The organism is Streptomyces sp. LX-29, from assembly GCF_029541745.1.
Classification (GTDB): Bacteria; Actinomycetota; Actinomycetes; order Streptomycetales; family Streptomycetaceae; genus Streptomyces.
The window spans coordinates 5,718,212-5,740,252 of the sequence record NZ_CP089746.1; the positions used below are offsets into that span (position 1 = coordinate 5,718,212).

The window sequence follows — 22,041 nt, forward strand, 5'->3', positions numbered from 1 at the left end:
CGGAACGAACGCGCGCCGGGTCCGACGGGGAACGTGGCGCGCGACGTGGGGTACTGTGGTCCTCCCCGTAGGAACGGCCCAGGAGGTGAGACCCATTAACGCAGTGTCAGGCGGGGTGCTCTCGACTCGCGGCCGTACGGTCGCACCGGTATAGGTGACCGGGAGGGCGCCCTTCGGTGATCCGAAAGGTTTCCGTGACCCTCTCTTCAGATTCTGCTTTCTCCTCCGTTCTCTCCGTGCTCCGCTCCACCGTCGTCGACAGGCTGCGGGCCGCCGGCTGTGTCTTCGCCGAGGACGAGGCGGAGTTGCTCCTCTCCGCGGCGGCTTCACCCGCCGAGCTCGACGCCATGGTGGACCGGCGCGTCGCCGGCCGGCCGTTGGAACACGTCCTCGGCTGGGCCGAGTTCTGCGGGCTCCGGATAGCGGTGGATCCGGGGGTGTTCGTCCCGCGCCGGCGGACCGAGTTCCTGGCGCGCCAGGCGGCCCGACTGGCCGGCCGCACCGAGGGTGCCGTGGTCGTGGACCTGTGCTGCGGGTCCGGGGCGGTGGGGGCGGCGCTGGCCTCGCACCTTCGGGCGCGGCCCGTGGAGCTGTACGCCGCCGACATCGACCCCGCGGCGGTGCGGTGTGCGCGGCGGAACCTCGCCGGGCTCGGCCGGGTCTACGAGGGTGACCTCTTCGACGCACTGCCGGGGGCCCTGGCGGGACGGGTCGACGTGCTGGTGGCCAACGCTCCGTATGTGCCGACGGAGGCGATGGAGCTGTTGCCGCCGGAGGCGCGGATATACGAGTCCCGGGTGTCCCTGGACGGGGGCGAGGACGGGCTCGACGTGCAGCGGCGGGTGACGGCGGAAGCGCGGCGGTGGCTGGTCCCCGGCGGGTATCTGCTGGTGGAGACGAGCGAGCGGCAGGCACCGCGGACGATGGCGGAGTTCGCCCGGAACGGCTTGGTGCCGCGGGTGGTCGACTGTGAGGACCTGGACGCCACCGTCGTCATCGGACGCCGTGAAGGCCCGGCGACCGATCTCGGAGCGGGCCTCTCCACCGAGCGGTAGAAGCCCTTCGGTCCCTTCCTCCGAGCGGTGGGGCCCCTTCGGGCCCTTCCGCCGAGCGGTGGCGCTCCTTCGGGTCCTCGGCCCCCCGGCGGCGCGCCACCGCCCGGGGCCGGCTCCGGTGACGCCCCTTCCGTGTGGCGCGCCTGCGGCGCCCGGGGGACGCGCCGCCGGCTCCCGCGTGTCGCGTCCGCGATGAGTTTCGCCCTCCGCTGGAGTCTGACCTGGTGGATCACTGACGACGACCAGAAGGAGCCACGGCCATGGCCACGGTGTCACTGACGGAATTCCTGTCGCTTGACGGGGTGGTACAGGCGCCCGGTGGGCCCGAGGAGGACACCAGCGGAGGCTTCGAGTACGGGGGCTGGCTGGTGCCCTACGCCGACGAGGACATGATGCGCATCGTGGCGGAGCGGTTCGAGACGGCGACGGGGTTCCTGCTGGGGCGGCGTACGTACGAGATCTTCGCGGCGTACTGGCCGCAGGTGACCGACCCGGCGGACCCCGTCGCCTCGCGGCTCAACGGCCTGCCCAAGTACGTCGCGTCCACCACGCTCGACCGGGTGGAGTGGCAGAACTCCACGCTGCTGGAGGGGGACGTGGCGCGGGCGGTGGCGGAGCTGAAGGAGCGGCACGAGGGGGAGTTGCAGATCCACGGGAGCGGGACGCTGGCGCGGTCCCTGATGGCGCACGATCTCATCGACGAGTTCCGGCTGTGGGTGTATCCGGTGGTGCTGGGGACGGGGAGGCGGCTGTTCGAGGACGGGGCGGCGCCCAGCGCGCTGCGGCTGACGGACTCCCGGACGACCGGCGCCGGGGTCGCCGTACTGAGCTACGAGCTCGCCGGGCGGCCCACCTTCGGGACCTTCGATCTGGAGGAGCAGTAGCCACGGGGCGTCCGCCGCGGCGGCACCGGGGGCGAGCGCAATGATCCGGCCGAACTGCGGGCCCCCGGCGGGCCCGCGGCGGGCTCCTCCGGGCGACGCGCTGTGTACGCGGCCGGCCGCGGCCGCGCCGGCGTGGCGCCCTTCGCCACGGGCCGGGTGGCGGCGCGTACCTCCGGCATATGGGTCTGTCACCGTCACGGGAACGGCTGTTCGTAGCGGGCGCGAGGGGTGTGGTGGCCGGGGCCGCCCGACGGGCGCCGTGGCGGTGGATCGACCTTCGCGCGGACGGCCGCCGGGGGCGGGGGTGGGGGCGGGTGTGTCGCCCGCGTAACCGGGGCGGGCGGCCCCACCGCACCGATGTGGCCACGCTCGACCGATGGTGGGCTTTCGTTGTCAGAGCCTGCCCTTAGCCTTGTCCCATGTTCCCGTCATCCCTGGCTCCCGATGCCGTGCGCCCGGCCACCGAGGCCGTGTGCTCCGACGCCGAGCATGCCAATGAGGAGATACGCGCCTTCCTGCGGGCGCGCCGGGCCAGGCCGCTCCTGCCCGAGGAGCGGGTGGAGTACACGCGGCTGCTCGGGCTCTATCTTCGGGCGGTGCGGCGAGAGATGGCCCTCACGGCGGCCGCCTGACGCACGCTGTCCCCGGTGGCCCTGTCGCACCGGTCACCTCGTCGCCCCGTCGCCCCGTCACCCGGTGGGTGGCGGGGCCGCGGGGCGGTGGTGTCGCGGGTTCGACGGACCCGGCAGAACGGCGACGGGCCCGCCTGACCCCGGCGGGGAGCGCGGAAAGGCGCGAGGGGATGGGTGCGAGGAGATGGGCGCGCCGGGATGGGTGGTAACGGGAGCACACCGCACAGGCCGTGTCGACGCACCAGGTAACGGACGTACCGGATGGGAACAGCAGGAGCGCCCGTAACGGCCGCGACCCGACGTAGCGGATGTCGCGTACGGAACGCGTCCATGGCGGGCGATGCCGTCACGGTCGTGGCGCATATGCGCAACCGCCTTGCCGTACCCGTCGGTCGCGACGAACGTTGTCGGCGCGGGCGCGGCCGGCGTGCCCGTATATCCGACTGGGACCGGAGGCGCCATGGGAGCCCATGTTCCACCCGTCGTACCACCCGTCGAGCCAGGCGTCGTGCCGCCTTATGAGGTCGTCGGCGACGGACCGCATCCGGTCATCGCCGTGCACGGCTGGTTCTCCGATCGCGCCGCGTACGCCGCGGTGCTGCCGCACGTGGACCGGCGGGCCTTCACCTACGTCCTGCCCGACCTGCGCGGCTATGGCGAAGCGCGCGACATAGCGGGCGCGTACACCACCCGGGAGGCGGGCCAGGACCTGCTCGCGCTCGCCGACCACCTCGGCTGGGACCGGTTCTCCCTCCTGGGCCACTCCATGGGCGCCTCGGTCGCCCAGCGTGTGGTGGCCGCCGCGCCGCAGCGGGTGCGGCGGCTGGTGGGAGTGGCGCCGGTGCCCGCCTCCGGAGTGCCCTTCGACGGCGACCAGTGGGAACTGTTCGTCGGCGCCGCCGAGCGTCCGGAGAACCGCAGGACGATCATCGATCTGACCACCGGTAGCCGCCATCCCGACGCCTGGCTTGACCTGATGGTCCGACACTCGCTGGACAACAGCGACGCGAAGGCGCTCCGGGCCTGGCTGGACTCCTGGGCGCGGGAGGACTTCCACTCCGAGATAGAGGGCGTCACCGTCCCGGTGCGCGTGGTGGTCGGGGCCTACGACCCGGCACTCACGGCGGAGGTGATGCGGCGGACATGGCTGCGCTGGTACATAGACGCCGAGCTGGTGGAGCTGCCGTGCGCCGGACACTACCCCGCCGACGAGACGCCCCTGGAACTGGTGCGGGCGATCGAGGACTTCCTGACCGCGGACGCGATCGACGCCGCCGACGCGGCGGATGCCGTGACGGCGGTGGGGCCGACCGCGGCCACCCCGGTCGACGGTGTGGCGGGCGCGGCGGAGCCGCGTTAGCTCACGGTGCCGGCGGCGGGTCCGGCGGCGGGACCTGTGGGGGAGCCGGAGGCCGGGGCGGACGCGGGCCCGGAACCGGGGCTCGACGGAGCGTCGGAGGCGGGCTCGGACGGGGCGTCGGACGCCCGCTCCGCCTCGCTCTTCCGGTAGTCCGGGAGCAGGGTTCTCACGATCCGGTCGACATAGCCCTCGGTCTCGTCGATCCGCGGTATGCCACGCGCCTTGAGCACCGCGTTGGGGCCGGCGTTGTACGCCGCCAGGGCCAGCTCGGTCGGGTCGCCGGCCACGTCCTCGACCACCTCGTACAGATGGCACATGTACCGGGCCTGCGAGGGGATGGCGTCGGCCGGCTTCCAGACGTCGGCCTTGCCGTCGCCGTCCCCGTCCCGGCCCCACTCGGACCAGGTGACCGGCGCGAACTGCGAGATGCCCTGGGCGTGCCCGGAGTCCGCGTCCTCCCGCCAGCCGCTCTCCGCGTCGATCTGCGCGGCCAGCAGCGGCACGCTCAGCTGCGGGCAGGTGCGCGCGGCCGACTCGATCATCGGCCGGTACTCGTCCGGGATGGTCGGTAGCCCGGGCCCGGAGAAGAAGGACTTCCACACGACGACGCCCGCCGCGGCGGCCAGCACCAGCGTGCCGCCGCCCGCGATGACGGCGGTGCGCCCGCCCCGCCCGCTCACCGGGCCGCCAGGTGGCGGCTGGACTGCAGGCTGGGAGTCGAGGTGAAAGTCCGCATGGTGGGACCGTAGCCGGAGATCCCGTTTATCTGAAATCGCCCCGTTCGCCCCGTAGTCGGTCGTCGCTCCCGCGCCATGGCCGGCCCTACGAGGCGCCGTGCTGGGCTGCCTGCCGCGCCTGGTCTCCGACGCCCGGCCGCTTCACGAGGAACGCCGCTCCAGCGCCCGCCAGGAACAGGGCGGACACCGACACCGCGGTGCCCAGCCAGGTGGCGCCCAGCCAATGGCCGCCGAAGTAGCCGAGGGTGACGCTGTAGGCGGCCCAGGCCACGCCGGCCACCGCGGACCAGGGCAGGAACTGTCCGACCCGGTAGTGCGCGGCCCCGGCGCTCAGGCTGACCACCGAGCGGCCGGCGGGGGCGAAGCGCGCCACCACCATGAGCGGGCCGCCGCCCCGTACCAGCGCCGAGCCCAACTTCTCCTGGGCGCGGGTGAGTCTGCGCGAGCGCGCGATGGCCCGGTCAAGGCGATCGCTGCCGCGCGAGGCCAGTCGGAAGGCGACCATGTCGCCGACGACGGAGGCGGTGGCGGCGCACACCACGAGGCCCAGCATCTCGGGAAAGACGCTGCCGGCCGCCCGGGCGCTGGCCGCGCCGACCACGTCGGCGGTGGTGCCGGCGACCGCCGTGGCGGCGGTGATCACGAGGACACCGCTGGGCAGCACGGGGAGGAACACGTCCAGAACGACCGAGAGCCCGATCACGGCATAAATCCATGGGGTATTGATCAATGACCCCACATGCTCCAACAACGTCTCTCCCGGTCCCGTTCCCCCGCCGCGACGTCGCAGCGAGAGCGGCAGGAGCGGCCTTTACAGCCGTACAGCGTACGCCTGTGACTGAAGAGAATACCGAGCAGGGGGTGATGATGTTGTTCGAATCACGTCATGCGGGACGTTCTCGTCCCGCATGACGTGATCCACGCCTCATCTGAGGGGCGTTCGGGGATGATTCAGGCGTGATTCACACCCGGGACGGCTGGCGCCGCGCCTCGTTACCGGCGGCCGCCGCGCGGGAGTTGCCCAGGAGTCGGTCCACGGCCAGCGGGCCGGGGCCGGTGAAGACCAGGAGCAGCAGCGCCCAGCAGAACATGGCCGACGCCTCGCCGCCGTTCTGAATGGGCCAGAGCTTCTCCGGCTGGTGCTCGACGAAGTAGGCGTAGGCCATCGAGCCGGAGGAGATGAACGCCGCGCTGCGGGTGCCCAGGCCGATCATGACCAGGCCGCCGCCGACGAGCTGGATCACCGCGGCGTACCAGCCGGGCCAGGTGCCCGCGTCGATGGTGGCGCCGGTACCCATGGCCCCACCGAACCAGCCGAGCAGCGAGGCGGCGCCGTGGCAGAAGAAGAGCAGGCCGACGACGATCCGGAACAGCGACAGGACGTACGGCCGGGTGGCGTCCAGGCGCTCGGTGAGCGGCTGGAAGGGGTTCGGAGAGGAAGACATGGGACGTGCCCTCGTTTCAGGTTGGGGGACGGGAAGCGCGAGGTTGCCAGGTTAGGGTCGCCTCATATTTTGTTGCAAGTTCAAGTTCATGCCATTCTTACATCGGGCGACGAGCTATGCGCTGGGTGATATCCGTGCAGATGGTGGTCGGTGCCCGGCTTCCGGCGGCACTGGACTCGCCGATTCGGGCCACGACGACCCGTGTGGCAGAGCCCCGTCCGCGGTCCGACGGGACCGGCGTGGCATCAAGCGGTCCCACCCCTCGCGGTCTCGCCCGCCTCAGTGGTAGCGGACCCGGGTTTCGTTCGGGTGACGCGCAACACGGCCCGCGCCACCGCGTCGGCGTCCGCCAGTGTCACCGAGTTCACCCCGGGCCGGGCGCCCGCCGCCGTCACCCAGTGCACGCCCTCCGTCGGCACCCCGAGGGCGAAGCGGCGCGGGTGCGGGCGGCCGGCGGCGTCGATCAGGTGGTACGGGCTGGGCGTGACGTCGAGCCCGCCGGTCTCGTAGCCCTCGGCGCCGTCGGGCGCGTCGCGGAGGTTCGGGTCCCGGTCCGACGGGGCAGGGCGGGACGGGGCGCCGCCGGGCGGGTCGTCGCGGAGGTTCGGCACCCCGTCGAGGTCCGGGGCGGTGTCGAGGTCCGGGGCGCGGCCCGGCACCCGGTGCGCGCGGCAGCCGCCCGTCCGCAGCAGGTGCGCCAGCAACTCGTCCGCCGTGCGCCGTAGGTCCGGCTCCGGCAGCCGCGCCTCGATCAGGGTCGTCGCCCGTATGGGGGCACCCGGCACCCGGGCCGAGCGGGCCAGGAAGCCGGGGCGCTCGTCGGGCCCGCTGGTGCCGACCTCCAGCTCCGGGCCGAGGACCTCCACCACCCCCGCCTCGATCAGCGCGACCAGCTCCTCTATCCGGCGGCGCGGCGGCCCGATGGAGAGAAAGGCGTTGAGGGGCGTGTACCAGCGGTCCAGGTCGGCCCGTCGGGACGGCCCCGGCAGCCCGCCGTGGTCGACGATCTGCCGCAGCTCGTTCCGCAGGTCCCGCAGCACGTCCAGGGCGGCCTTCACCGGCCCCGCCACATTGCCCAGCCGGGCCTGCGCCACATCCCGGCGCAGATGGTCCACCAACCAGTCGCGGAACTCCGCGGGCCCGGCGAACCTCCGCCGCCCGTACGGCCGCGCCAGCTCCTCCCAGGACCATCGATCGCCCGCGCCGATGCCGTACGCGTCGAGCACCGCCGCCTCCTCCGGGCCGCCGGGCGGCGTCGCCAGGAAGCGCCCACGGAATCCGGCGCCGGGCGTACCGGGTGCGCCCGCCGGGCCGGTGGCGGAGGCCGCGGGCGCGCGGGCGGCGAGCAGCGCCTCGTAGTAGACGGTCTCGACCTCCTTGGCGACCAGCGGCCAGATCTCGGCCCGGAAGTCCGGCGCGTCACCGGCCGTCGCCCGCTTCCGGAAGAGGGCGATCACCTCCGGGGTGAGCAGGACGGGCCGGTGCCGCCCGCAGGCGCCCTTCGCGTTGTCGCCGCGGGCGTGGTACGGGATGCCGCGCCGGGAGCCCGCGTACAGCCGGGGTTCGCGGCCCGAGGCGTGGTAGACCAGCGCGCCGTCGGCGCCCGTGGCGAAGCGCCCGCCACGACCGGTCGTCAGCAGCGCCATGTGGTCGAAGAAGTTGAGGCCCAGGCCGCGCAGCAGCACCGTCTCGCCGGGGGCGACGACGGACAGGTCGAGGTCGGCCGGGTTCCCGGGCGGCAGGTGGCGCAGCCCGTGGGCCGCGGCGTAACCGGCGAGCCGCCGCTGCTCGGCGTCGGGGGCGGTGGGCAGATGGCCCTGCGCCAGGACGACCGCCGACAGGCCGGTCAGCCGCCGCCCGTCGTCCAGGGTGAGCGCCTGCGCACCGTCCGACCGTTCCTCCAGCCGTACGGCGCGTGTCGCGTGGGTGACGACCGTCAGCCCCTCCGGCGCGGTGCGCGCCACCTCCGCGAAGACCCATTCCAGATAGCGGCCGTACAGGGCCCGGGGCGGGTAGTCGTCGGGGCCGAGCGCCGACCCCCGCGCCGCGCACCACTCGTACAGGCTGGGTCCGGGGCGGATCGGACCGGCGCACTCGACGCTGGCGTCGGTGAAGAGGGTCACCTGCGAGGCCACGGTGTTCATCAGCAGCCCGGCGGGCTGTGCGGTGCGCCAGACCTGGCCGGGGCCGGGCGGGGCGGGGTCGATCAGATGCACGGTCAGCCGGACACCGGGTGCCAGCGCGGGGGCGGAGGCGCATATGCGCTCCAGCACGCTGGTGCCCCTGGGGCCGCAACCGACGATGGCGATCTCGTGCTGGACTCCGGGCGCGGGGCGGGCTCCGGCCAAGGTGACGTCTCCCGGGGGCAGCTGAGGGGCGGACGGACGAGGCGCTCGCGCCTGCGGACGCGAGCACCCGGCCGTACGTGGACGGGCACACGGAACACCCGGTCATCGGTGGTGACCGGTTGTGACGGGACGGGCGCGCCCCATCATGCCCGGCGTGCCCGGAGAGTCCAGACCCTCGGCGAAACATCCGGCCCGGGTGTGGGAGGGATCACTGCCAACAGCCCTCGGGGGCCGGGCGGCGGACGCGTCGCGCGTTCGTCGCGGGCTCCCTGGCGGCCCCGCCATCCGGCCCTCCTCCGTCGATCCGTGGGGCCGTACGGCACGGAACGCGGGGGAGGGCGCGGAGGATCCGCCGCGCGGCGGATCCTCCGACGGCGGGTCGGCGGCGGTCCGTCAGCAGCCGTTGAGGAGGGAGGCCAGGGCCGACTTCTCGGCGGAGTCGACGGACAGCTTGTAGTCGTGCTTCACACCGACCCACATGCGGGCGTACTCGCAGCGGTACGAGGTGACCGACGGCAGCCACTTGGCCGGGTCCTTGTCGCCCTTGGCCTGGTTCACACGGTCGGTGACGGCGATGAGCTGCGAGCGCGTCAGGTCGTTGGCGAAGCCCTGGCGCTGCGTGGTGGTCCAGGTGTTGGCGCCGGAGCGCCACGCCTCGGCGAGCGGCACGACGTGGTCGATGTCGATGTCCGCGGCGTCGGTCCAGGTGGCGCCGTCGTACGGCGAGAACCAGCGGCCCTTGACGGCGGCGCAGCGGGAGTCCTGCTCGACGTCGGTGCCGTCGCGCTTGAGGACCACCTCGCGGGTGTTGCAGGCGCCCTGCTGGGTGCTCCAGTGCGGGAACTTGGAGCGGCTGTAGCCGTCCAGGGAGCCTTCCCCGCGCACGGTGAGGGCGGCCAGGTAGGTGCGGGCCGTGGCGGCGCTCGGCGGGGCGGGCGGCGCCGCCTGGGCGGACGGTCCGCTCAGTACGAGGGTGGAGACCACGGCCGTGAGGCCGGCGGCCGTGGCGACATGACGCGCGTAGAGACGACGACGCGCGATGGCACTGCGCAGTCGGGACATGCTGAACTCCCTCGGAGGTGGGGGGATTCATGACCGGAGGTGCCCGGTCATGGTGGCGACGCCGGGTTACCGATGAAAGGGCGTCAGGTTACAGACTGCCGACGCGGGCATGTCAAAGGCAAGGGTGGTGTGGCGGACGTTCGCTGTGGTAGGAGCGGTGGGCGGGCCGTCTTGACCCGAGGCCGCTCCTCGATCGGTCCCCGCGCGGTCCCGGCCGGAGAGCGCCCGACGGGTGACCTCGGGCGCCGTCGCCGTCGCCGTCCCCGTCGCCGACGTTCGTCCGAGGCGGAGTGTGGGTCTCGTCACGCCGCCGAGGGTCCTCGCAAGCACGCCCGCCGGGGCCTCCCCGGGCATGCCTCCGGGTGGCGCCGCACCCGTGCCGGCCACGGTCGTGCCGGCTGAGGTCGTGCCGGCCACCCGTGCCGGCCACGGTCGTGCCGGCCATCCGTGCCGGCCGCGGTCGTGCGGCTGGCTGTTCGCTCCCGACGCGCTCCTGGCGCCTCCCGGCGCGCTCCCGGCACCGGAGACGGCCACGGAGGCGGCGACGGAGGCGGCCGCCCTCGCGGTGGCGCTGGAGTCGGTGGCACGCCGTCGGCCGCCCCACGCGGCCGCTGCCGTATCCTTGACCGGAGCAGAAGGGGAGTAGCTCTCCGCCGGACCGTCGACATACTGCCCGCCCTCGCGGTGGGCCGGCGCCCGGAGCGTAGGACGCGGCCGTGATCCACGGCGGTGCCCGAGTGGTCGTGACCCGCGACCGCGAGTGGACGCGTCGTACGCCAGCGAGACCTTCGGCCGCAGTGTCCGACGCTGCCGTGCCGAAGCGACCCCTCTCCCCGAGGGCCCCGTTCGGTGCGGCCCTATCGAACGAGGTATCCACCCCGTGTTCAGCATCACCGTCGCCGCAGTCGTCTTCGGCGTCGTCTTCCTCGCCGAGCTCCCCGACAAGACCGCCCTCGCGGGGTTGATGCTCGGCACCCGCTACCGCGCGTCGTACGTCTTCGTCGGCGTCGCCGCCGCCTTCGCGGTGCATGTCGCCCTCGCCATCGCCGCCGGCAGCGTGCTGTCGCTGCTCCCGCACCGGGTGGTGCAGGCGGTCGTGGGCGTGCTCTTCCTCGCCGGCGCGGCCACGCTGCTCTTCAAGAAGGACGACGGGGAAGAAGAGATCAAGAAGCCCGCGGACCAGTCCTTCTGGAAGGTCTCGGGCGCCGGTTTCATGCTGATCCTGGTCGCCGAGTTCGGCGATCTCACCCAGATCATGACCGCCAACCTCGCCGCCCGCTACGACGACCCGATCTCGGTGGGCGTGGGCGCGGTGCTCGCCCTGTGGGCGGTGGCCGGTCTGGGCATCGTGGGCGGCCGCACGCTGATGCGGTACGTGCCGCTGAAGCTGATCACGAAGATCGCGGCGATGGTGATGCTGGCGCTGGCCGGCCTGAGCCTCTACGAGGCCGTCGCGGGCTGACGCGCTGACGTGCTGAGGCGCTGACGCGGGCCGTCGCGGGCTGACGTGCTGACGCGGGCCGCTGTGTAGGTCGGTGCGCCTCTGACGCCGGCCGGTGCGCCGCGGACGGCGGCGCGTCGGCCGTCCGCGGGTCGCCCACAGGGGCCGCGGCGCTACGCCGTGACGTGCAGCCGGAGCGTGCCGTCCGTGAGCGCCTCGACCCGGATCCGCTCCAGGTCGCGCACATGGACGTCCGGCGCGTGGGCGGCGGCGCGGGGGCCGACGCCGACGACCCGCATGCCGGCGGCCCGGCCCGCGGCTATGCCCACCTCGGAGTCCTCGAAGACGACGCAGTCGGCGGGGGCGAAGCCCAGCTCGGCGGCGCCCTTGAGGAAGCCCTCCGGGTCCGGCTTGCTGGCCCCGACGCTCTCGGCGGTGACGCGCACGGCGGGCATGGGCAGCCCGGCTGCGGTCATCCGGGCCGTGGACAGGCCGCGGTCGGCGGAGGTCACCAGGGCGTGCGGCAGATCGGCGAGCGAGGCCATGAAGGCGGGGGCGCCGGGGATGGGCACGACGCCGTCGACGTCCGCGGTCTCCCACTCCAGCATCCGCCGGTTGTCGGCGAGGTTCTGCTCCATCGGCCGCTCGGGCAGCAGGACCGCCATCGTGGCGTGGCCCTGCCGGCCGTGCACGACCTTGATCACGCTGTCCCCGTCCAGGCCCTGCTCGGCCGCCCACCGCCGCCAGCAGCGCTCCACCACCGCGTCGGAGTTGACCAGGGTGCCGTCCATGTCCAGCAGGACGGCGCGGGCGGTGAGCGTGGCGGTGGTGGCCGGCGACATGAGCGAACTCCAAACGGCGCCGAGCGGGGCGGAAGGGCACCGGGCGGCACGAGGGGGCGCGGCGAAGGAAGACAAGCGGCTCCGCCCGCCGGTCAGGGTGTGCGGGCGGAACCACTTTGTTCCCTCACGATACAAAACGAGAGGGGGGTTGCGCCAGCGGGGTCCGGACTTCCGTTCGCACATCCGCCGAGGTCGCCCGCTCGGCGGGACGTAATACGGCATACGGGTGAGTATGGGAGGGATGGCTACCCGTTCGGAGGAGGCGCGATGGCGGACGAGGTGAGCGGAACCGCGCCGGGCCCGCCGCCCCCGGCGGCCCGGACCGTCGTCCCCGGCGCCGGGCAGCCGCGGAGCACGGTGCTGGTCGCCATCGGCGCGCTGCTGCTGGGGATGCTGCTGGCCGCGCTCGACCAGACCATCGTCGCCACGGCCCTGCCGACGATCGTCAGCGACCTGGGCGGCCTGGACCACCTCTCGTGGGTCGTGACCGCCTATCTGCTGGCGTCGACGGCCGCCACCCCGCTGTGGGGCAAGCTCGGCGACCAGTACGGGCGCAAGAGGCTCTTCCAACTCGCCATCGTGATCTTCCTGGTGGGCTCCGCGCTGTGCGGGCTCGCGCAGGACATGTCGCAACTGATCGCCTTCCGCGCGCTCCAGGGCCTGGGCGGCGGCGGGCTGATCGTGCTGTCGATGGCGATCGTCGGCGACCTCGTCCCCCCGCGTGAACGCGGCCGCTACCAGGGGCTGTTCGGCGCCGTCTTCGGCGGCACCAGCGTGCTCGGACCGCTGCTCGGCGGGGTCTTCGTGGACCACCTCAGCTGGCGCTGGGTCTTCTACATCAACCTCCCCGTCGGCGTCGTCGCGCTCGCCGTGATCGCCGCCGTGCTGCACATCCCGGCCCGCCGCACCGCGCACACCATCGACTACCTCGGCACCTTCCTCATCGCCGCGGTCGCCGCCGCGCTGGTGCTGCTGACCTCCCTCGGCGGCGTCAGCTTCGGCTGGGACTCCTGGCAGGTCATCGGCCTGGCGCTGCTGGGAGCGGTGCTGCTGGTGGCGTTCGTCCTGGTCGAGCGGCGGGCGGCGGAGCCGGTGCTGCCGCCGCGGCTCTTCCGCAGCCGCACCTTCACGCTCTGCTCGGTCATCGGCTTCGTCGTCGGCTTCGCGATGTTCGGCAGCATGACCTTCCTGCCGACCTTCCTCCAGGTCGTCCAGGGCGTGTCGCCGACCGTCTCCGGGCTGCATCTGCTGCCGATGGTGCTGGGCATGCTGCTGGCCTCCACCGCCTCCGGCCAGATCGTCAGCCGCACCGGGCGCTACAAGTTCTTCCCCATCGCCGGCACCGCGCTGACCGCGCTCGGGCTGCTTCTCATGCACCAGCTCGACGAGGCCAGTTCGGTCGCCCGGACCAGCGGCTACCTCTTCGTCTTCGGCTGCGGTCTGGGCCTGGTGATGCAGGTACTGGTGCTCATCGTGCAGAACGCGGTGGGGTACGAGGACCTCGGCGTCGCCACCTCCGGCGCCACCTTCTTCCGCTCCATCGGCGCCTCCTTCGGCGTCTCCATCTTCGGCACGATCTTCGCGAGCCGGCTCGGACCGCGGATCGCCGACGCCCTGGCCGGCAAGCCGCTGCCGCCCGGCGTCGACCCCGGCGAGCTGAGCGCCGACCCGCACGCCCTCCGCCTGCTGCCGCCCGCCGACCAGACCGCGGTGCTGCACGCGTACTCCGTCTCCATCACGGATGTCTTCCTCTACGCGGTCCCGCTCGTGCTCGTCGCCTGCGCGCTGGCCTGCTTCCTCAAGGAGGAGCCGCTGCGCGGCAGCGTCACCGCCCCCGACACCAGCGAGGTGCTCTCCAGCAACCCCGTCCAGCGCTCCTCCCGCGAGGAGTGCGCCCGCGCGCTGTCGGTGCTCGGCAGCCGCGAAGGACGCCGGCACGTCTACGAGCGCATCACCGCGCGCGCCGGGCTCGACCTCCATCCCGCCAGCAGCTGGCTGCTGCTGCGCATCCAGCGCTACGGCACGGCCGAGCCGCATGTGCTCGCCGACCGCACCCAACTGCCGCTGAGCGTCATCACCGAGGCGGTCCGCGAGGTCGAGTCGCGCGGGCTCGCGGCGCGCCGCGGGCTCTCGCTCTTCCTCACCGACGAGGGCAGGGAGGCGGCCCGGCGGCTCTTCGCGGCGCGCGAGGAGTCCCTGGCGGAACTCCTCGGCGACTGGTGGACGCCGGACCGCCCGGCGGACCTGCTGGAGCTCGTACGGGAGCTGAGCCGGGAGCTGTGCGGCAGCGACGCCGAGCAGCCGCACAACGGCGAAACCGTCCACCGTGACCACGAGCGCCCGCACGGACCGCCGCGCAGCCCGCCGCCCGGGCTGCGCCCCGGAGCCGGGGGCGGCGGCTGAGCAGGCCCCGCACCCCGGCCGAGCGCCCGCCGCTGACGGCGCCCCCCCCCGGCGGGTCCGCCGACGCGGTCGGGCGGCCGGCACTACGAGGGTGCGGACCCGGATAGGTCCTTGGCGCTACGAGGATGTGGACCCGGACAGGTCCTTGGAGCTGCGAGGGTGTGGACCCGGCCCGGCCCTTGGCGCTAGGAAGGTAGGGGCCCGGCCAGGTCCTTGGCGTACCAGCACTCCGCGTACGGATCCTCGTCGCCCGCGTACCGCGCGGTCTCCTGGAAGCCGTGCCGCGCGTACAGCGCGCGGGCCTCGACCAGGTCCAGCCTGGTGTTCAGAACGAGGCGCTGGGCGCCCAGCCCGACGGCGGCCCGCTCGGCGGCCCCGAGCAGCAGCCCGGCGCCGCCCAGCCCGCGCTTGGCGGACCGGATGTACATCCGGGTGAGCTCGGCCCGGTCGCCGTCCAGCAGCCGCAGCCCCACGCACCCGCCCGGCTCGTCGTCGTGTCGGCCCACCAGGAACACCCCGCGCGGCGGGGCGAGGTCGTCATTGACCATCTCGGCCAGGTGTCCGGCCATCTCCTCGACGGTCGCGGCCCGCCCGTGGTGGCGCAGATACCAGCGGTCGGCGACGTCGATCAGGTACTCGCGCAACAGCGCGGCCGCCTCGGGGGTGCCGGGCGGCCGGGGAGAGACGGTCCAAGGGGAGGTCATGCGGTGCTCGCTCCTGACTGGCTCCGCACCGGGCCGCACGGAACGGCGGGGACCGGATGGCTGGTTCGTCAGCCACCCGGCCCCCGCCGGCCATGGGCGGAGGGATCCGCGGCCGTCCGGGGACGCGTCCGGGGGACGGCCGGGAATCAGGCACCCGGGCTGTCACCGCCCGGACGGTCCTGCCGTCGCTTCTCCTCCGGCGACAGCAGGGCGTCCTTGGCCTGCTGGGAGCCGCGCTCGATGTGTTCGGTGTACTTCCCGCCGGTGCGCCGGTCGGCCCGCTCGGCGCCCCTGTCCATGCCGCGGTCGACCTTGTCCTCGTGCCCCTTCAGCCGCTCCTTGAGATGCCTCATGGTGTCCTTGAAGCTCATGGAAATCACTCTTCTCGCTCGGGCTGACGCTGCTTCCAGCGTTGGGCAGAGCGGAGAGCACGGCCAAAGGGACTAGCCCGAACGGGGTGGGCCGCCGCCGGGTCAGTCCTGCTTCGGGGCGGCCTGCTGGACGACGTCGAAGGACCACAGGGTGGAGCCGGTGGCCGCCGGACGCTGCTTCGGGGCCCCCTCGCCGCCGCCCTGGTGGGCCTGACGCATCGACCCCTCCATCCACGCCTTGTACGACTCCTCGTCGCGCCAGCGGGTGTAGACGAGGTACTCGTCGGTGCCCTCCACCGGGCGCAGCAGTTCGAACCACTCGAAGCCGTCGGAGCTCTCCACGGACCCCGCACGCGCGGCGAAACGCTGCTCCAGCAGCTCCCGCTGCTCGGCGGGCACGGTCAGCACGTTGATCTTCACGATGCTCATGGCCCCATCCTCCCGCACCCGCCCGGCCCGGCCGCCACGCCCCTCGGCCCGGCGCGCCCCGGAGGAGGGGGACAGGGGAGCGAGTGGGAGCAAAAGGCAGGCGACAATGGGGCGATGGGGGTGGAAGGCGGAGGCGACCGCGACGGCTGGGCGCGGTACTGGCGGGACCCGGAGCGGCCCGTGGAGGCCATGCACGCGCACTTCTTCAGCCATCGGTTCCACCGGCACAGCCACGACGCGTACTCCTTCGCGGTGACGGAGGTCGGCGCCCAGCGGTTCCGCTGCCGGGGCGCGGTGTGCACCAGCGGGGCGGGCATGGTCATGGCCTTCAACCCGGACGACCCGCACGACGGTGAGGCCGCCGCGGAGTTGGGCTACCAGTACCGGATCGTGTATCTGGGGCCCGCCGTGGTGCGGGAGCTGCTGGCGGACCTGGGTGGGGACGCCGACCGCCCTGTCGCGCTGCCGCTGTTCGACCGGCCGGTCATCACCGACCCGCGGCTGGGCGCCGCGGTGTTGCGGCTGCACACCGCTCTGCTCGCCGGCCCGGCGGCCGGCCCGCTGGTGCGGGACGAGCGGCTGACCGCCGCGGTCACCGCCATGGTGCGGCACGGCGCCACCCGTGCCGCTCGGGTCCGTGCCCCCGGCTCCTCGGCCGGCCAGGCGGTCGCGGCGCGGCGCGCGCGGGCGGTGCTGGAGGAGACGTACGCCGAGGAGATGCCGGCGCAGGCGCTCGCGGAGGCAGCCGGTTGCAGCCGCTTCGCGCTGTACCGCGCCTTCCGCGCGGAGTACGGCATGGCGCCCAGCGACTACCAACGCCAGCTGCGGCTGCGCCGGGCGCGGCGGTTGCTCGCGACCGGTCGGACCGCCGCGGAGGCGGCCGGCGAGGCCGGCTTCGTGGACCAGAGCCACCTCCACCGATGGTTCGTCCGCTCCTACGGCGTGACGCCGGGCGTCTTCCAACGGGCGACCGGAATCGTCGCCCGAACCGCGCACGGCTGAGGAAAGCGACGCGGAAGTCGGTCCTCTGTGGCCTACGCTGGATTACCGCAAGTCTGGATGATTCGGACAAATTTCCGGAAGTCATCAGGCGAAGCGCGGGTGTTGTGCGTCTGAGTAGTGGGCCTCCGACTCACACACCCGGTACCGGTACCAGCGAGTGGGGGGAGCGGCGGCGCGTGGCGAACCTGGAACGCAGGGAACCGGGGAACCCCCCAGGCACGGGGCGGGATCCCGGTGGACTCGGGTCACGATTGTCGCGAACCGGAGTGGTGCTGGGCGCGCTGTGGCTGCTGGCCGGCCTGCTGGCCGCACGCCAGGCCGCGGCGGTGCTGCGGCTGCCGCCCGACGAGCGCCTCACCGCCCTGGAGACCTGGATCGGTGAGGACGGTGTGCTGCACGTCAGCGGCTCACTGTACGAAGGCTCGACGTTCACCGGCACCCCCTTCTCCGGCCTCGCCCTCAAGCCGCTCGCCCGCGCCGCCGAGCAGAGCCTCGGCGTCGCGTGGACCTTGGGCACCCTGCTGCTGGTGGTCGCCCTCGGCCTGGTCGTCGCCCGCTCGCTGCCGGGGCCGGTCTCCCGGTCCGCCGAGCTGCTCGCCGCACCGGTGGCCATCAGCGTGATGGCGCTGTCGCTGCCGGTCCGCAACACCTTCACGCTCGGTCAGTCCAGCATCATCCCGGTGCTGTTGGTGCTGCTCGCGCTCCTGCCGCGCACCTCGGACCGACAGTCCGGGCTGCTGGTCGGGCTCGCCTCCGCGCTCCAACCCGCGCTGCTGCTCTTCGCCGTCGTCCAGTGGCTCACCGGGCGTCGGCGCGCCGCCGGCTTCGCGGGCGGCACCTTCGCCGTCTGTACGGCGCTGGCCTGGGCCGCGATGCCGCGCGACTCGTGGACGTACTGGGTGCACCACATCGGCGGCGCGGGGCTCGGCGGCGCCGCCGACGGGCCGGCCAACCAGTCACTCCACGGCCTTCTGCTGCGCACCGGTCTTGAGGGCCCGGTCGAACTGGCGCTGCTGGCCGTGCTCGCGGGGGGCGTGGTGGCGCTCGGCCTGCGCCGCGCGGTGTTCTACGCCGAGGACGGGCAGCTGCTGCTCTCCGCGGCGATCACCGGCTGTGTGGCGCTGGCCGTCTCGCCCACCTCCTGGCAGCACCAGCAGCTGTGGATCCTGCTCGCCGCCGCCGGCCGGGTGGGCAGGCGGCGCTCGGACCGGCTGGTCTGGCCGGTGTCGGTGGTGCTGGTGATGACGCTCAGCCGCACCGTGCTGATGCCCGACATCGAGCTCCTGGGCCACATCGCGAACAACGGCCCGCTGCTGGCCGCGCTGGCCGCCGCGCTCGTGCTGCCGTTCCTGCCCCGCACCTCGCCGTACTGGGACGACCCGGTCGAGACGCCGACCGCCGAGCGCGAGCGGAGCCGCCTCCGGTGCGTACCGCTGCTGCGCAGCTACCGGCGCCCGCTGACCCGGCCCAATCTGCTGCTCGAGCTGATGCTCATCCGCGTCGGCTACTTCGTCTACTGCTACATCCGCGGCAGCGCGCCCGACCGGCGCTCGCTCGCCGAGGAGAACGGCGGTCAGCTCTTCTCGCTCGAGAGCCGGCTGCACATCGACATCGAGCACTGGTTCAACCAGATCGTGGCCGACGCGCCGTGGCTGCGGGACAGCATGGGCTGGTACTACGCCAAGCTGCACTTCTTCGTGCCGCTGACGCTGCTGGCCTGGCTGTACCTCGTGCGACCCGCGGCCTACCGGTGGGCGCGCGCGCCGCTGGCCTTCGCCACGCTCTTCGCGCTGATCGGCTTCTGGCTCTACCCGCTGGCTCCGCCGCGGTTGATGCCGGGGCTCGGCTTCGTCGACACCACGCACGGTCCGCAGGACCTGGCCAACCCGGACTTCGGCGCGCTCACCAAGCTGTCCAACCAGTACGCGGCCATACCGTCATTGCATGTGGGCTGGTCGCTGTGGAGCGGTGTGGTGATCGCGATGGTGGCGCCCAAGCTGTGGATCAAGCTGCTGGGTCTGATGTACCCGGTGCTGACCACCGTCGTGGTCGTGGGCACCGCCAACCACTATCTGCTGGACGCGGTCGGCGGCGCGGTCGTGGTGTCGTCCGGGTTCGCCCTCCAGTACGCCCTGACCGGCACCGCCCGGATGCCCTCGGCCGACGCGCACGTCACCACGGTGAGCCGGCTCAAGGAGATCCTGGCGCGGGTCGGCGCGAAGGCCGGCCTGGGCGAGCCGGCCAAGGCGGCCGAGCCGGCCAAGGCGGCCGAGACGGTCACGGCGGGCGCGACAGCCAAACCGGCCGAGACGGTCACGGCGTCCGCGACAGCCAAGGCGGCCGAGACGGTCACGGCGGGCGCGGACGGTCGGGACGGTGGACGGCACTCCGGCGACGCGTCCCCGACCGGCTCGTAGCGGCTGCACGGCGTTGCGCTCTCGGGCCGTACCCCGGCCGGCACGGGTCGGGGCGGTCGGGCACGGGTCGGGGCGGACGGGCTGAGGCCCGCCACCGGAAGGCCGGCGGGGCGGCGGTCGGCCGTGCGTGGCCGGTGAGACGCAGGCGGCGTACGTGCCCGATCAGGCGTAGCTGACCCGCAGTTCCTTGATGCCGTTGAGCCAGGCCGAACGGAGCCGGCGGGGCGCGCCGGTGAGCCGGATGTCCGGGATGGCGTCCGCGACGGCGTTGAAGATCAGCCGGATCTCCAGCTCCGCGAGGCTGCGGCCGAGGCAGAAGTGCGGCCCGCCGCCGCCGAAGCCGAGGTGCGGGTTCGGGTCGCGGGTGATGTCGAAGACCTCGGGACGCTCGAAGACCTCCGGGTCGTGGTTGGCGGAGGAGTAGAACAGGCCGACGCGCTGGCCCCGGGTGATCCGCCGACCGCCGAGCTCGGTGTCCCGGGTGGCGGTGCGCTGGAAGGAGACCACCGGGGTGGCCCACCGCACGATCTCGTCGGCGGCCGTGGCCGGGCGCTCGCGCTTGAACAGGTCCCACTGCTCGGGGTGGGTGAGGAAGGCGTGCATGCCGTGGCTGATGGCGTTGCGGGTGGTCTCGTTGCCCGCGACGGCGAGCAGCAGCACGAAGAAGCCGAACTCGTCAGCGCCCAGGTTGCCCTCGTCCTCGGCGGCGACCAGCCGGCTGACGATGTCCTTCGCGGGGCACGCCTTGCGGTCGGCGGCCAGGTTCATGGAGTAGGAGATCAGCTCCATGGCCGCCTCGGTGCCGACCTCCTCGGTGATGGCCAGCTCCGGATCGTCGTACGCCACCATCTTGTTGGACCAGTCGAAGATGCGGGCGCGGTCGTGCTGGGGGACGCCGATCAGCTCGGCGATGGCCTGGAGCGGCAGTTCGCAGGCGATGTCGGTGACGAAGTCGCCGCTGCCGGCCGCCTTGGCGCCGGCCACGATGCGGGTGGCGCGGTCGCGCAGCGCGTCCTCCAGCGCCCGGATGGCGCGTGGGGTGAAGCCGCGCTGGACGATCTGCCGCACCCGGGTGTGCTCGGGCGGATCCATGTTGAGCATGATCAGCTTCTGGGCGTCGATCTGGTCGCGTCGGATGTGCTCGTTGAAGCGGATGATCGCGGTGTTGACATGGGACGAGAACAGCTCGGGCCGGGTGGAGACCTCCTTGACGTCGGCGTGCCGGGTGACGACCCAGTAGCCGTCGTCGTCGAATCCGGCGACGCCGTGCGGCTGGGGGTTCCACCACACCGGGGCGACCTGCCGGAGCCGGGCGAACTCCGGGAGCGGCACGCGGTGCTGGTAGAGGTCCGGGTCGGTGAAGTCGAAGCCGTCGGGTATCCCGTCCGGGGTGCCTGCGGGGGCGCCCTTCGGGATGCCTTCTGGGCTCGCGGGACAGGTCATGGCCACTCCGGATCTGACGAACCATCAGAAGTGCGGAAGTGTCCAGAAGGTAGTGACCGGTTCTGTAAGTGGCAAGTGGGCAGGGCCCGCGCGGTCGTCGGAGGGCGGAGGACGTGGGGTTACCGGTGGTATGTGGGTGCTGCACGACCCTTGCCCCCCGGGGGTGTGCCTCAGCATGCTGGAGGCGGAACTAGAACGCGTACTAATTCGAGGTGTGAGGACGCGAGGAGAGGACCAGTCATGGCCGCCGAACCCGTCATCGTCGACGCCGTGCGCACCCCGATCGGCAAGCGCGGCGGCGCGCTCGCCAACCTCCACCCCGCCTATCTGCTCGGCGAGACCTACCGGGAACTGCTCGCCCGCGTCGGCATCCAGCCGGACTGCGTGGAACAGATCGTCGGCGGCACCGTCACCCACGCCGGGGAGCAGTCCATGAACCCCGCGCGCACCGCCTGGCTGGCCATGGGGCTGCCGTACGAGACGGCCGCCACCACGGTGGACAGCCAGTGCGGCTCCTCACAGCAGGCCAACCACCTGGTCGCCAACATGATCAGCAGCGGTGTCATCGACGTCGGCATCGCCTGCGGGGTGGAGGCGATGTCGCGGGTGCCGCTGGGCAGCGGCTCCAAGCACGGACCCGGCCGGCCCTATCCGGACGAGTGGAACGTCGACCTGCCCAACCAGTTCGAGGCGGCCGAGCGCATCGCCCGCCGGCGCGGGCTGACCCGCGAGGACGTGGACACCCTCGGCCTGCTCTCGCAGCGGCGGGCGGCGGCCGCCTGGGCGGAGGAGCGCTTCAAGCGGGAGACCTTCGCGGTGCAGGTGCCCACCACCGAGGGGGAACAGGCCGCGGGGCAGGGCATGTGGCGACTGGTCGACCGCGACGAGGGGCTGCGCGACACCAGCATGGAGGCGCTCGCCCGACTGAAGCCGGTCATGCCCACGGCCGTACACACCGCGGGCAACTCCTCCCAGATCTCCGACGGCGCCTGCGCGGTGATGTGGGCCTCCAAACGGATGGCCCGCGCGCTCAGGCTCCGCCCCCGGGCCCGTATCGTCGCCCAGGCCCTGGTCGGCGCCGATCCGCACTACCACCTCGACGGCCCGATCGACGCCACGCACGCGGTCCTCGGCAAGGCCGGGATGACGCTCAAGGACATCGACCTGGTCGAGGTGAACGAGGCGTTCGCGTCGGTGACGCTCTCCTGGGCCAGCGTCTTCGGCCAGGACCTGGAGAAGGTGAACGTCAACGGCGGCGCGATCGGCCTCGGTCACCCCGTCGGCGCGACCGGCGCGCGGCTGATCACCACCGCCCTGCACGAGCTGGAGCGGGCCGACAAGGAGTTCGCCCTCATCACGATGTGCGCGGGCGGGGCGCTGGCGGCGGGGACCATCATCCAGCGGCTGTGAGCCACCGTCCCGGGCCCGCTCCCGGGCCGTACGCCGGCAGGGAGAGGCGCTCGGTC

19 protein-coding genes are annotated in these 22,041 nt (G+C 73.2%); 9 read left to right on the forward strand and 10 right to left on the reverse strand.

Translation table 11 applies throughout. The annotated features are described in order from the left end of the window. The first annotated feature begins 194 nt into the window (after positions 1-194). The 4 genes from LRS74_RS24080 (at position 195) to LRS74_RS24095 (ending at position 3,931) form a co-directional block, all read left to right on the forward strand. Entirely contained in the window at positions 195-1,055 is an 861-nt protein-coding gene (locus tag LRS74_RS24080; RefSeq protein WP_277742967.1) for a putative protein N(5)-glutamine methyltransferase, read from the forward strand. A gap of 260 nt (positions 1,056-1,315) precedes the next feature. Continuing rightward, the gene (locus LRS74_RS24085; protein WP_277742968.1) at positions 1,316-1,939 is read left to right on the forward strand and encodes a dihydrofolate reductase family protein; all 624 of its coding nucleotides are present in this window, start codon (positions 1,316-1,318) and stop codon (positions 1,937-1,939) included. 419 nt (positions 1,940-2,358) lie between these two features. Further along, positions 2,359-2,571, forward strand: coding sequence for a hypothetical protein (locus LRS74_RS24090; RefSeq protein WP_277742969.1), 213 nt, complete (start codon positions 2,359-2,361; stop codon positions 2,569-2,571). 460 nt (positions 2,572-3,031) lie between these two features. Continuing rightward, entirely contained in the window at positions 3,032-3,931 is a 900-nt protein-coding gene (locus tag LRS74_RS24095) for an alpha/beta hydrolase (RefSeq protein WP_277742970.1), read from the forward strand. Here LRS74_RS24095 and LRS74_RS24100 read toward each other — a convergent pair. The 5 genes from LRS74_RS24100 to LRS74_RS24120 all read right to left on the reverse strand — a co-directional run bounded on the left by LRS74_RS24100 (position 3,928) and on the right by LRS74_RS24120 (position 9,523). Continuing rightward, entirely contained in the window at positions 3,928-4,611 is a 684-nt protein-coding gene (locus LRS74_RS24100) for a lytic transglycosylase domain-containing protein (RefSeq protein WP_277742971.1), read from the reverse strand. The genes LRS74_RS24095 and LRS74_RS24100 overlap by 4 nt on opposite strands. Before the next feature lie 142 nt (positions 4,612-4,753). Then, a complete protein-coding gene (locus tag LRS74_RS24105; RefSeq protein WP_144385594.1) occupies positions 4,754-5,419 on the reverse strand; it encodes a VTT domain-containing protein in 666 nt (221 codons plus the stop codon). A gap of 211 nt (positions 5,420-5,630) precedes the next feature. Continuing rightward, positions 5,631-6,113, reverse strand: coding sequence for a DoxX family protein (locus LRS74_RS24110; protein WP_277742972.1), 483 nt, complete (start codon positions 6,111-6,113; stop codon positions 5,631-5,633). A 245-nt stretch (positions 6,114-6,358) separates the two neighbouring features. Continuing rightward, positions 6,359-8,461, reverse strand: coding sequence for an FAD/NAD(P)-binding protein (locus tag LRS74_RS24115; RefSeq protein WP_277742973.1), 2,103 nt, complete (start codon positions 8,459-8,461; stop codon positions 6,359-6,361). A 393-nt stretch (positions 8,462-8,854) separates the two neighbouring features. Further along, positions 8,855-9,523 carry an HNH endonuclease family protein gene (locus LRS74_RS24120; protein ID WP_277742974.1) on the reverse strand — a complete coding sequence of 223 codons (669 nt, stop codon included), beginning with the start codon at positions 9,521-9,523 and terminating at the stop codon, positions 8,855-8,857. 880 nt (positions 9,524-10,403) lie between these two features. Between LRS74_RS24120 and LRS74_RS24125 the strand changes: the two genes are divergently transcribed. Next, positions 10,404-10,985, forward strand: a complete 582-nt coding sequence (locus tag LRS74_RS24125) for a TMEM165/GDT1 family protein (RefSeq protein WP_277742975.1) — start codon at positions 10,404-10,406, stop codon at positions 10,983-10,985. Positions 10,986-11,137: 152 nt separating this feature from the next. On the opposite strand, the gene LRS74_RS24130 is transcribed toward LRS74_RS24125, so the two are convergent. Continuing rightward, entirely contained in the window at positions 11,138-11,806 is a 669-nt protein-coding gene (locus LRS74_RS24130; RefSeq protein ID WP_277742976.1) for an HAD-IA family hydrolase, read from the reverse strand. 267 nt (positions 11,807-12,073) lie between these two features. Here LRS74_RS24130 and LRS74_RS24135 point away from each other — a divergent pair, with 267 nt between their 5' ends. Continuing rightward, on the forward strand, positions 12,074-14,209 hold the full coding sequence (locus tag LRS74_RS24135) for an MFS transporter (protein WP_277742977.1): 2,136 nt from the start codon (positions 12,074-12,076) through the stop codon (positions 14,207-14,209). A 185-nt stretch (positions 14,210-14,394) separates the two neighbouring features. On the opposite strand, the gene LRS74_RS24140 is transcribed toward LRS74_RS24135, so the two are convergent. The 3 genes from LRS74_RS24140 to LRS74_RS24150 form a co-directional block, all read right to left on the reverse strand. Beyond that, positions 14,395-14,913, reverse strand: coding sequence for a GNAT family N-acetyltransferase (locus LRS74_RS24140; protein WP_277742978.1), 519 nt, complete (start codon positions 14,911-14,913; stop codon positions 14,395-14,397). A 146-nt stretch (positions 14,914-15,059) separates the two neighbouring features. Beyond that, a complete protein-coding gene (locus LRS74_RS24145) occupies positions 15,060-15,284 on the reverse strand; it encodes an antitoxin (RefSeq protein ID WP_277742979.1) in 225 nt (74 codons plus the stop codon). A gap of 102 nt (positions 15,285-15,386) precedes the next feature. Beyond that, a complete protein-coding gene (locus tag LRS74_RS24150; protein ID WP_277742980.1) occupies positions 15,387-15,713 on the reverse strand; it encodes an antibiotic biosynthesis monooxygenase in 327 nt (108 codons plus the stop codon). A 114-nt stretch (positions 15,714-15,827) separates the two neighbouring features. On the opposite strand from LRS74_RS24150, the gene LRS74_RS24155 reads away from it, so the two are divergent. After that, complete coding sequence (locus LRS74_RS24155) at positions 15,828-16,715, forward strand: AraC family transcriptional regulator (protein WP_277742981.1); 888 nt, start codon at positions 15,828-15,830, stop codon at positions 16,713-16,715. Positions 16,716-16,966: 251 nt separating this feature from the next. Next, positions 16,967-19,132, forward strand: coding sequence for a bifunctional glycosyltransferase 87/phosphatase PAP2 family protein (locus tag LRS74_RS24160; RefSeq protein ID WP_347178156.1), 2,166 nt, complete (start codon positions 16,967-16,969; stop codon positions 19,130-19,132). Positions 19,133-19,294: 162 nt separating this feature from the next. On the opposite strand, the gene LRS74_RS24165 is transcribed toward LRS74_RS24160, so the two are convergent. After that, the gene (locus tag LRS74_RS24165) at positions 19,295-20,575 is read right to left on the reverse strand and encodes a cytochrome P450 (protein ID WP_277742982.1); all 1,281 of its coding nucleotides are present in this window, start codon (positions 20,573-20,575) and stop codon (positions 19,295-19,297) included. Between the two features lie 240 nt (positions 20,576-20,815). On the opposite strand from LRS74_RS24165, the gene LRS74_RS24170 reads away from it, so the two are divergent. Beyond that, positions 20,816-21,985 (forward strand): steroid 3-ketoacyl-CoA thiolase, encoded by a 1,170-nt coding sequence (locus LRS74_RS24170; RefSeq protein WP_277742983.1) that lies wholly within the window; start codon positions 20,816-20,818, stop codon positions 21,983-21,985. Positions 21,986-22,041 lie beyond the last annotated feature (56 nt).

Excerpts from the sequence above, each read along its gene's own strand:
- LRS74_RS24085 (WP_277742968.1), top strand. The coding sequence starts at position 1,316 with ATGGCCACGGTGTCACTGACGGAATTCCTGTCGCTTGACGGGGTGGTA.
- LRS74_RS24090 (WP_277742969.1), top strand. The coding sequence starts at position 2,359 with ATGTTCCCGTCATCCCTGGCTCCCGATGCCGTGCGCCCGGCCACCGAG.
- LRS74_RS24095 (WP_277742970.1), top strand. The coding sequence starts at position 3,032 with ATGGGAGCCCATGTTCCACCCGTCGTACCACCCGTCGAGCCAGGCGTC.
- LRS74_RS24110 (WP_277742972.1), bottom strand. The coding sequence starts at position 6,113 with ATGTCTTCCTCTCCGAACCCCTTCCAGCCGCTCACCGAGCGCCTGGAC.
- LRS74_RS24120 (WP_277742974.1), bottom strand. The coding sequence starts at position 9,523 with ATGTCCCGACTGCGCAGTGCCATCGCGCGTCGTCGTCTCTACGCGCGT.
- LRS74_RS24130 (WP_277742976.1), bottom strand. The coding sequence starts at position 11,806 with ATGTCGCCGGCCACCACCGCCACGCTCACCGCCCGCGCCGTCCTGCTG.
- LRS74_RS24135 (WP_277742977.1), top strand. The coding sequence starts at position 12,074 with ATGGCGGACGAGGTGAGCGGAACCGCGCCGGGCCCGCCGCCCCCGGCG.
- LRS74_RS24140 (WP_277742978.1), bottom strand. The coding sequence starts at position 14,913 with ATGACCTCCCCTTGGACCGTCTCTCCCCGGCCGCCCGGCACCCCCGAG.
- LRS74_RS24145 (WP_277742979.1), bottom strand. The coding sequence starts at position 15,284 with ATGAGCTTCAAGGACACCATGAGGCATCTCAAGGAGCGGCTGAAGGGG.
- LRS74_RS24150 (WP_277742980.1), bottom strand. The coding sequence starts at position 15,713 with ATGAGCATCGTGAAGATCAACGTGCTGACCGTGCCCGCCGAGCAGCGG.
- LRS74_RS24155 (WP_277742981.1), top strand. The coding sequence starts at position 15,828 with ATGGGGGTGGAAGGCGGAGGCGACCGCGACGGCTGGGCGCGGTACTGG.
- LRS74_RS24165 (WP_277742982.1), bottom strand. The coding sequence starts at position 20,575 with ATGACCTGTCCCGCGAGCCCAGAAGGCATCCCGAAGGGCGCCCCCGCA.
- LRS74_RS24170 (WP_277742983.1), top strand. The coding sequence starts at position 20,816 with ATGGCCGCCGAACCCGTCATCGTCGACGCCGTGCGCACCCCGATCGGC.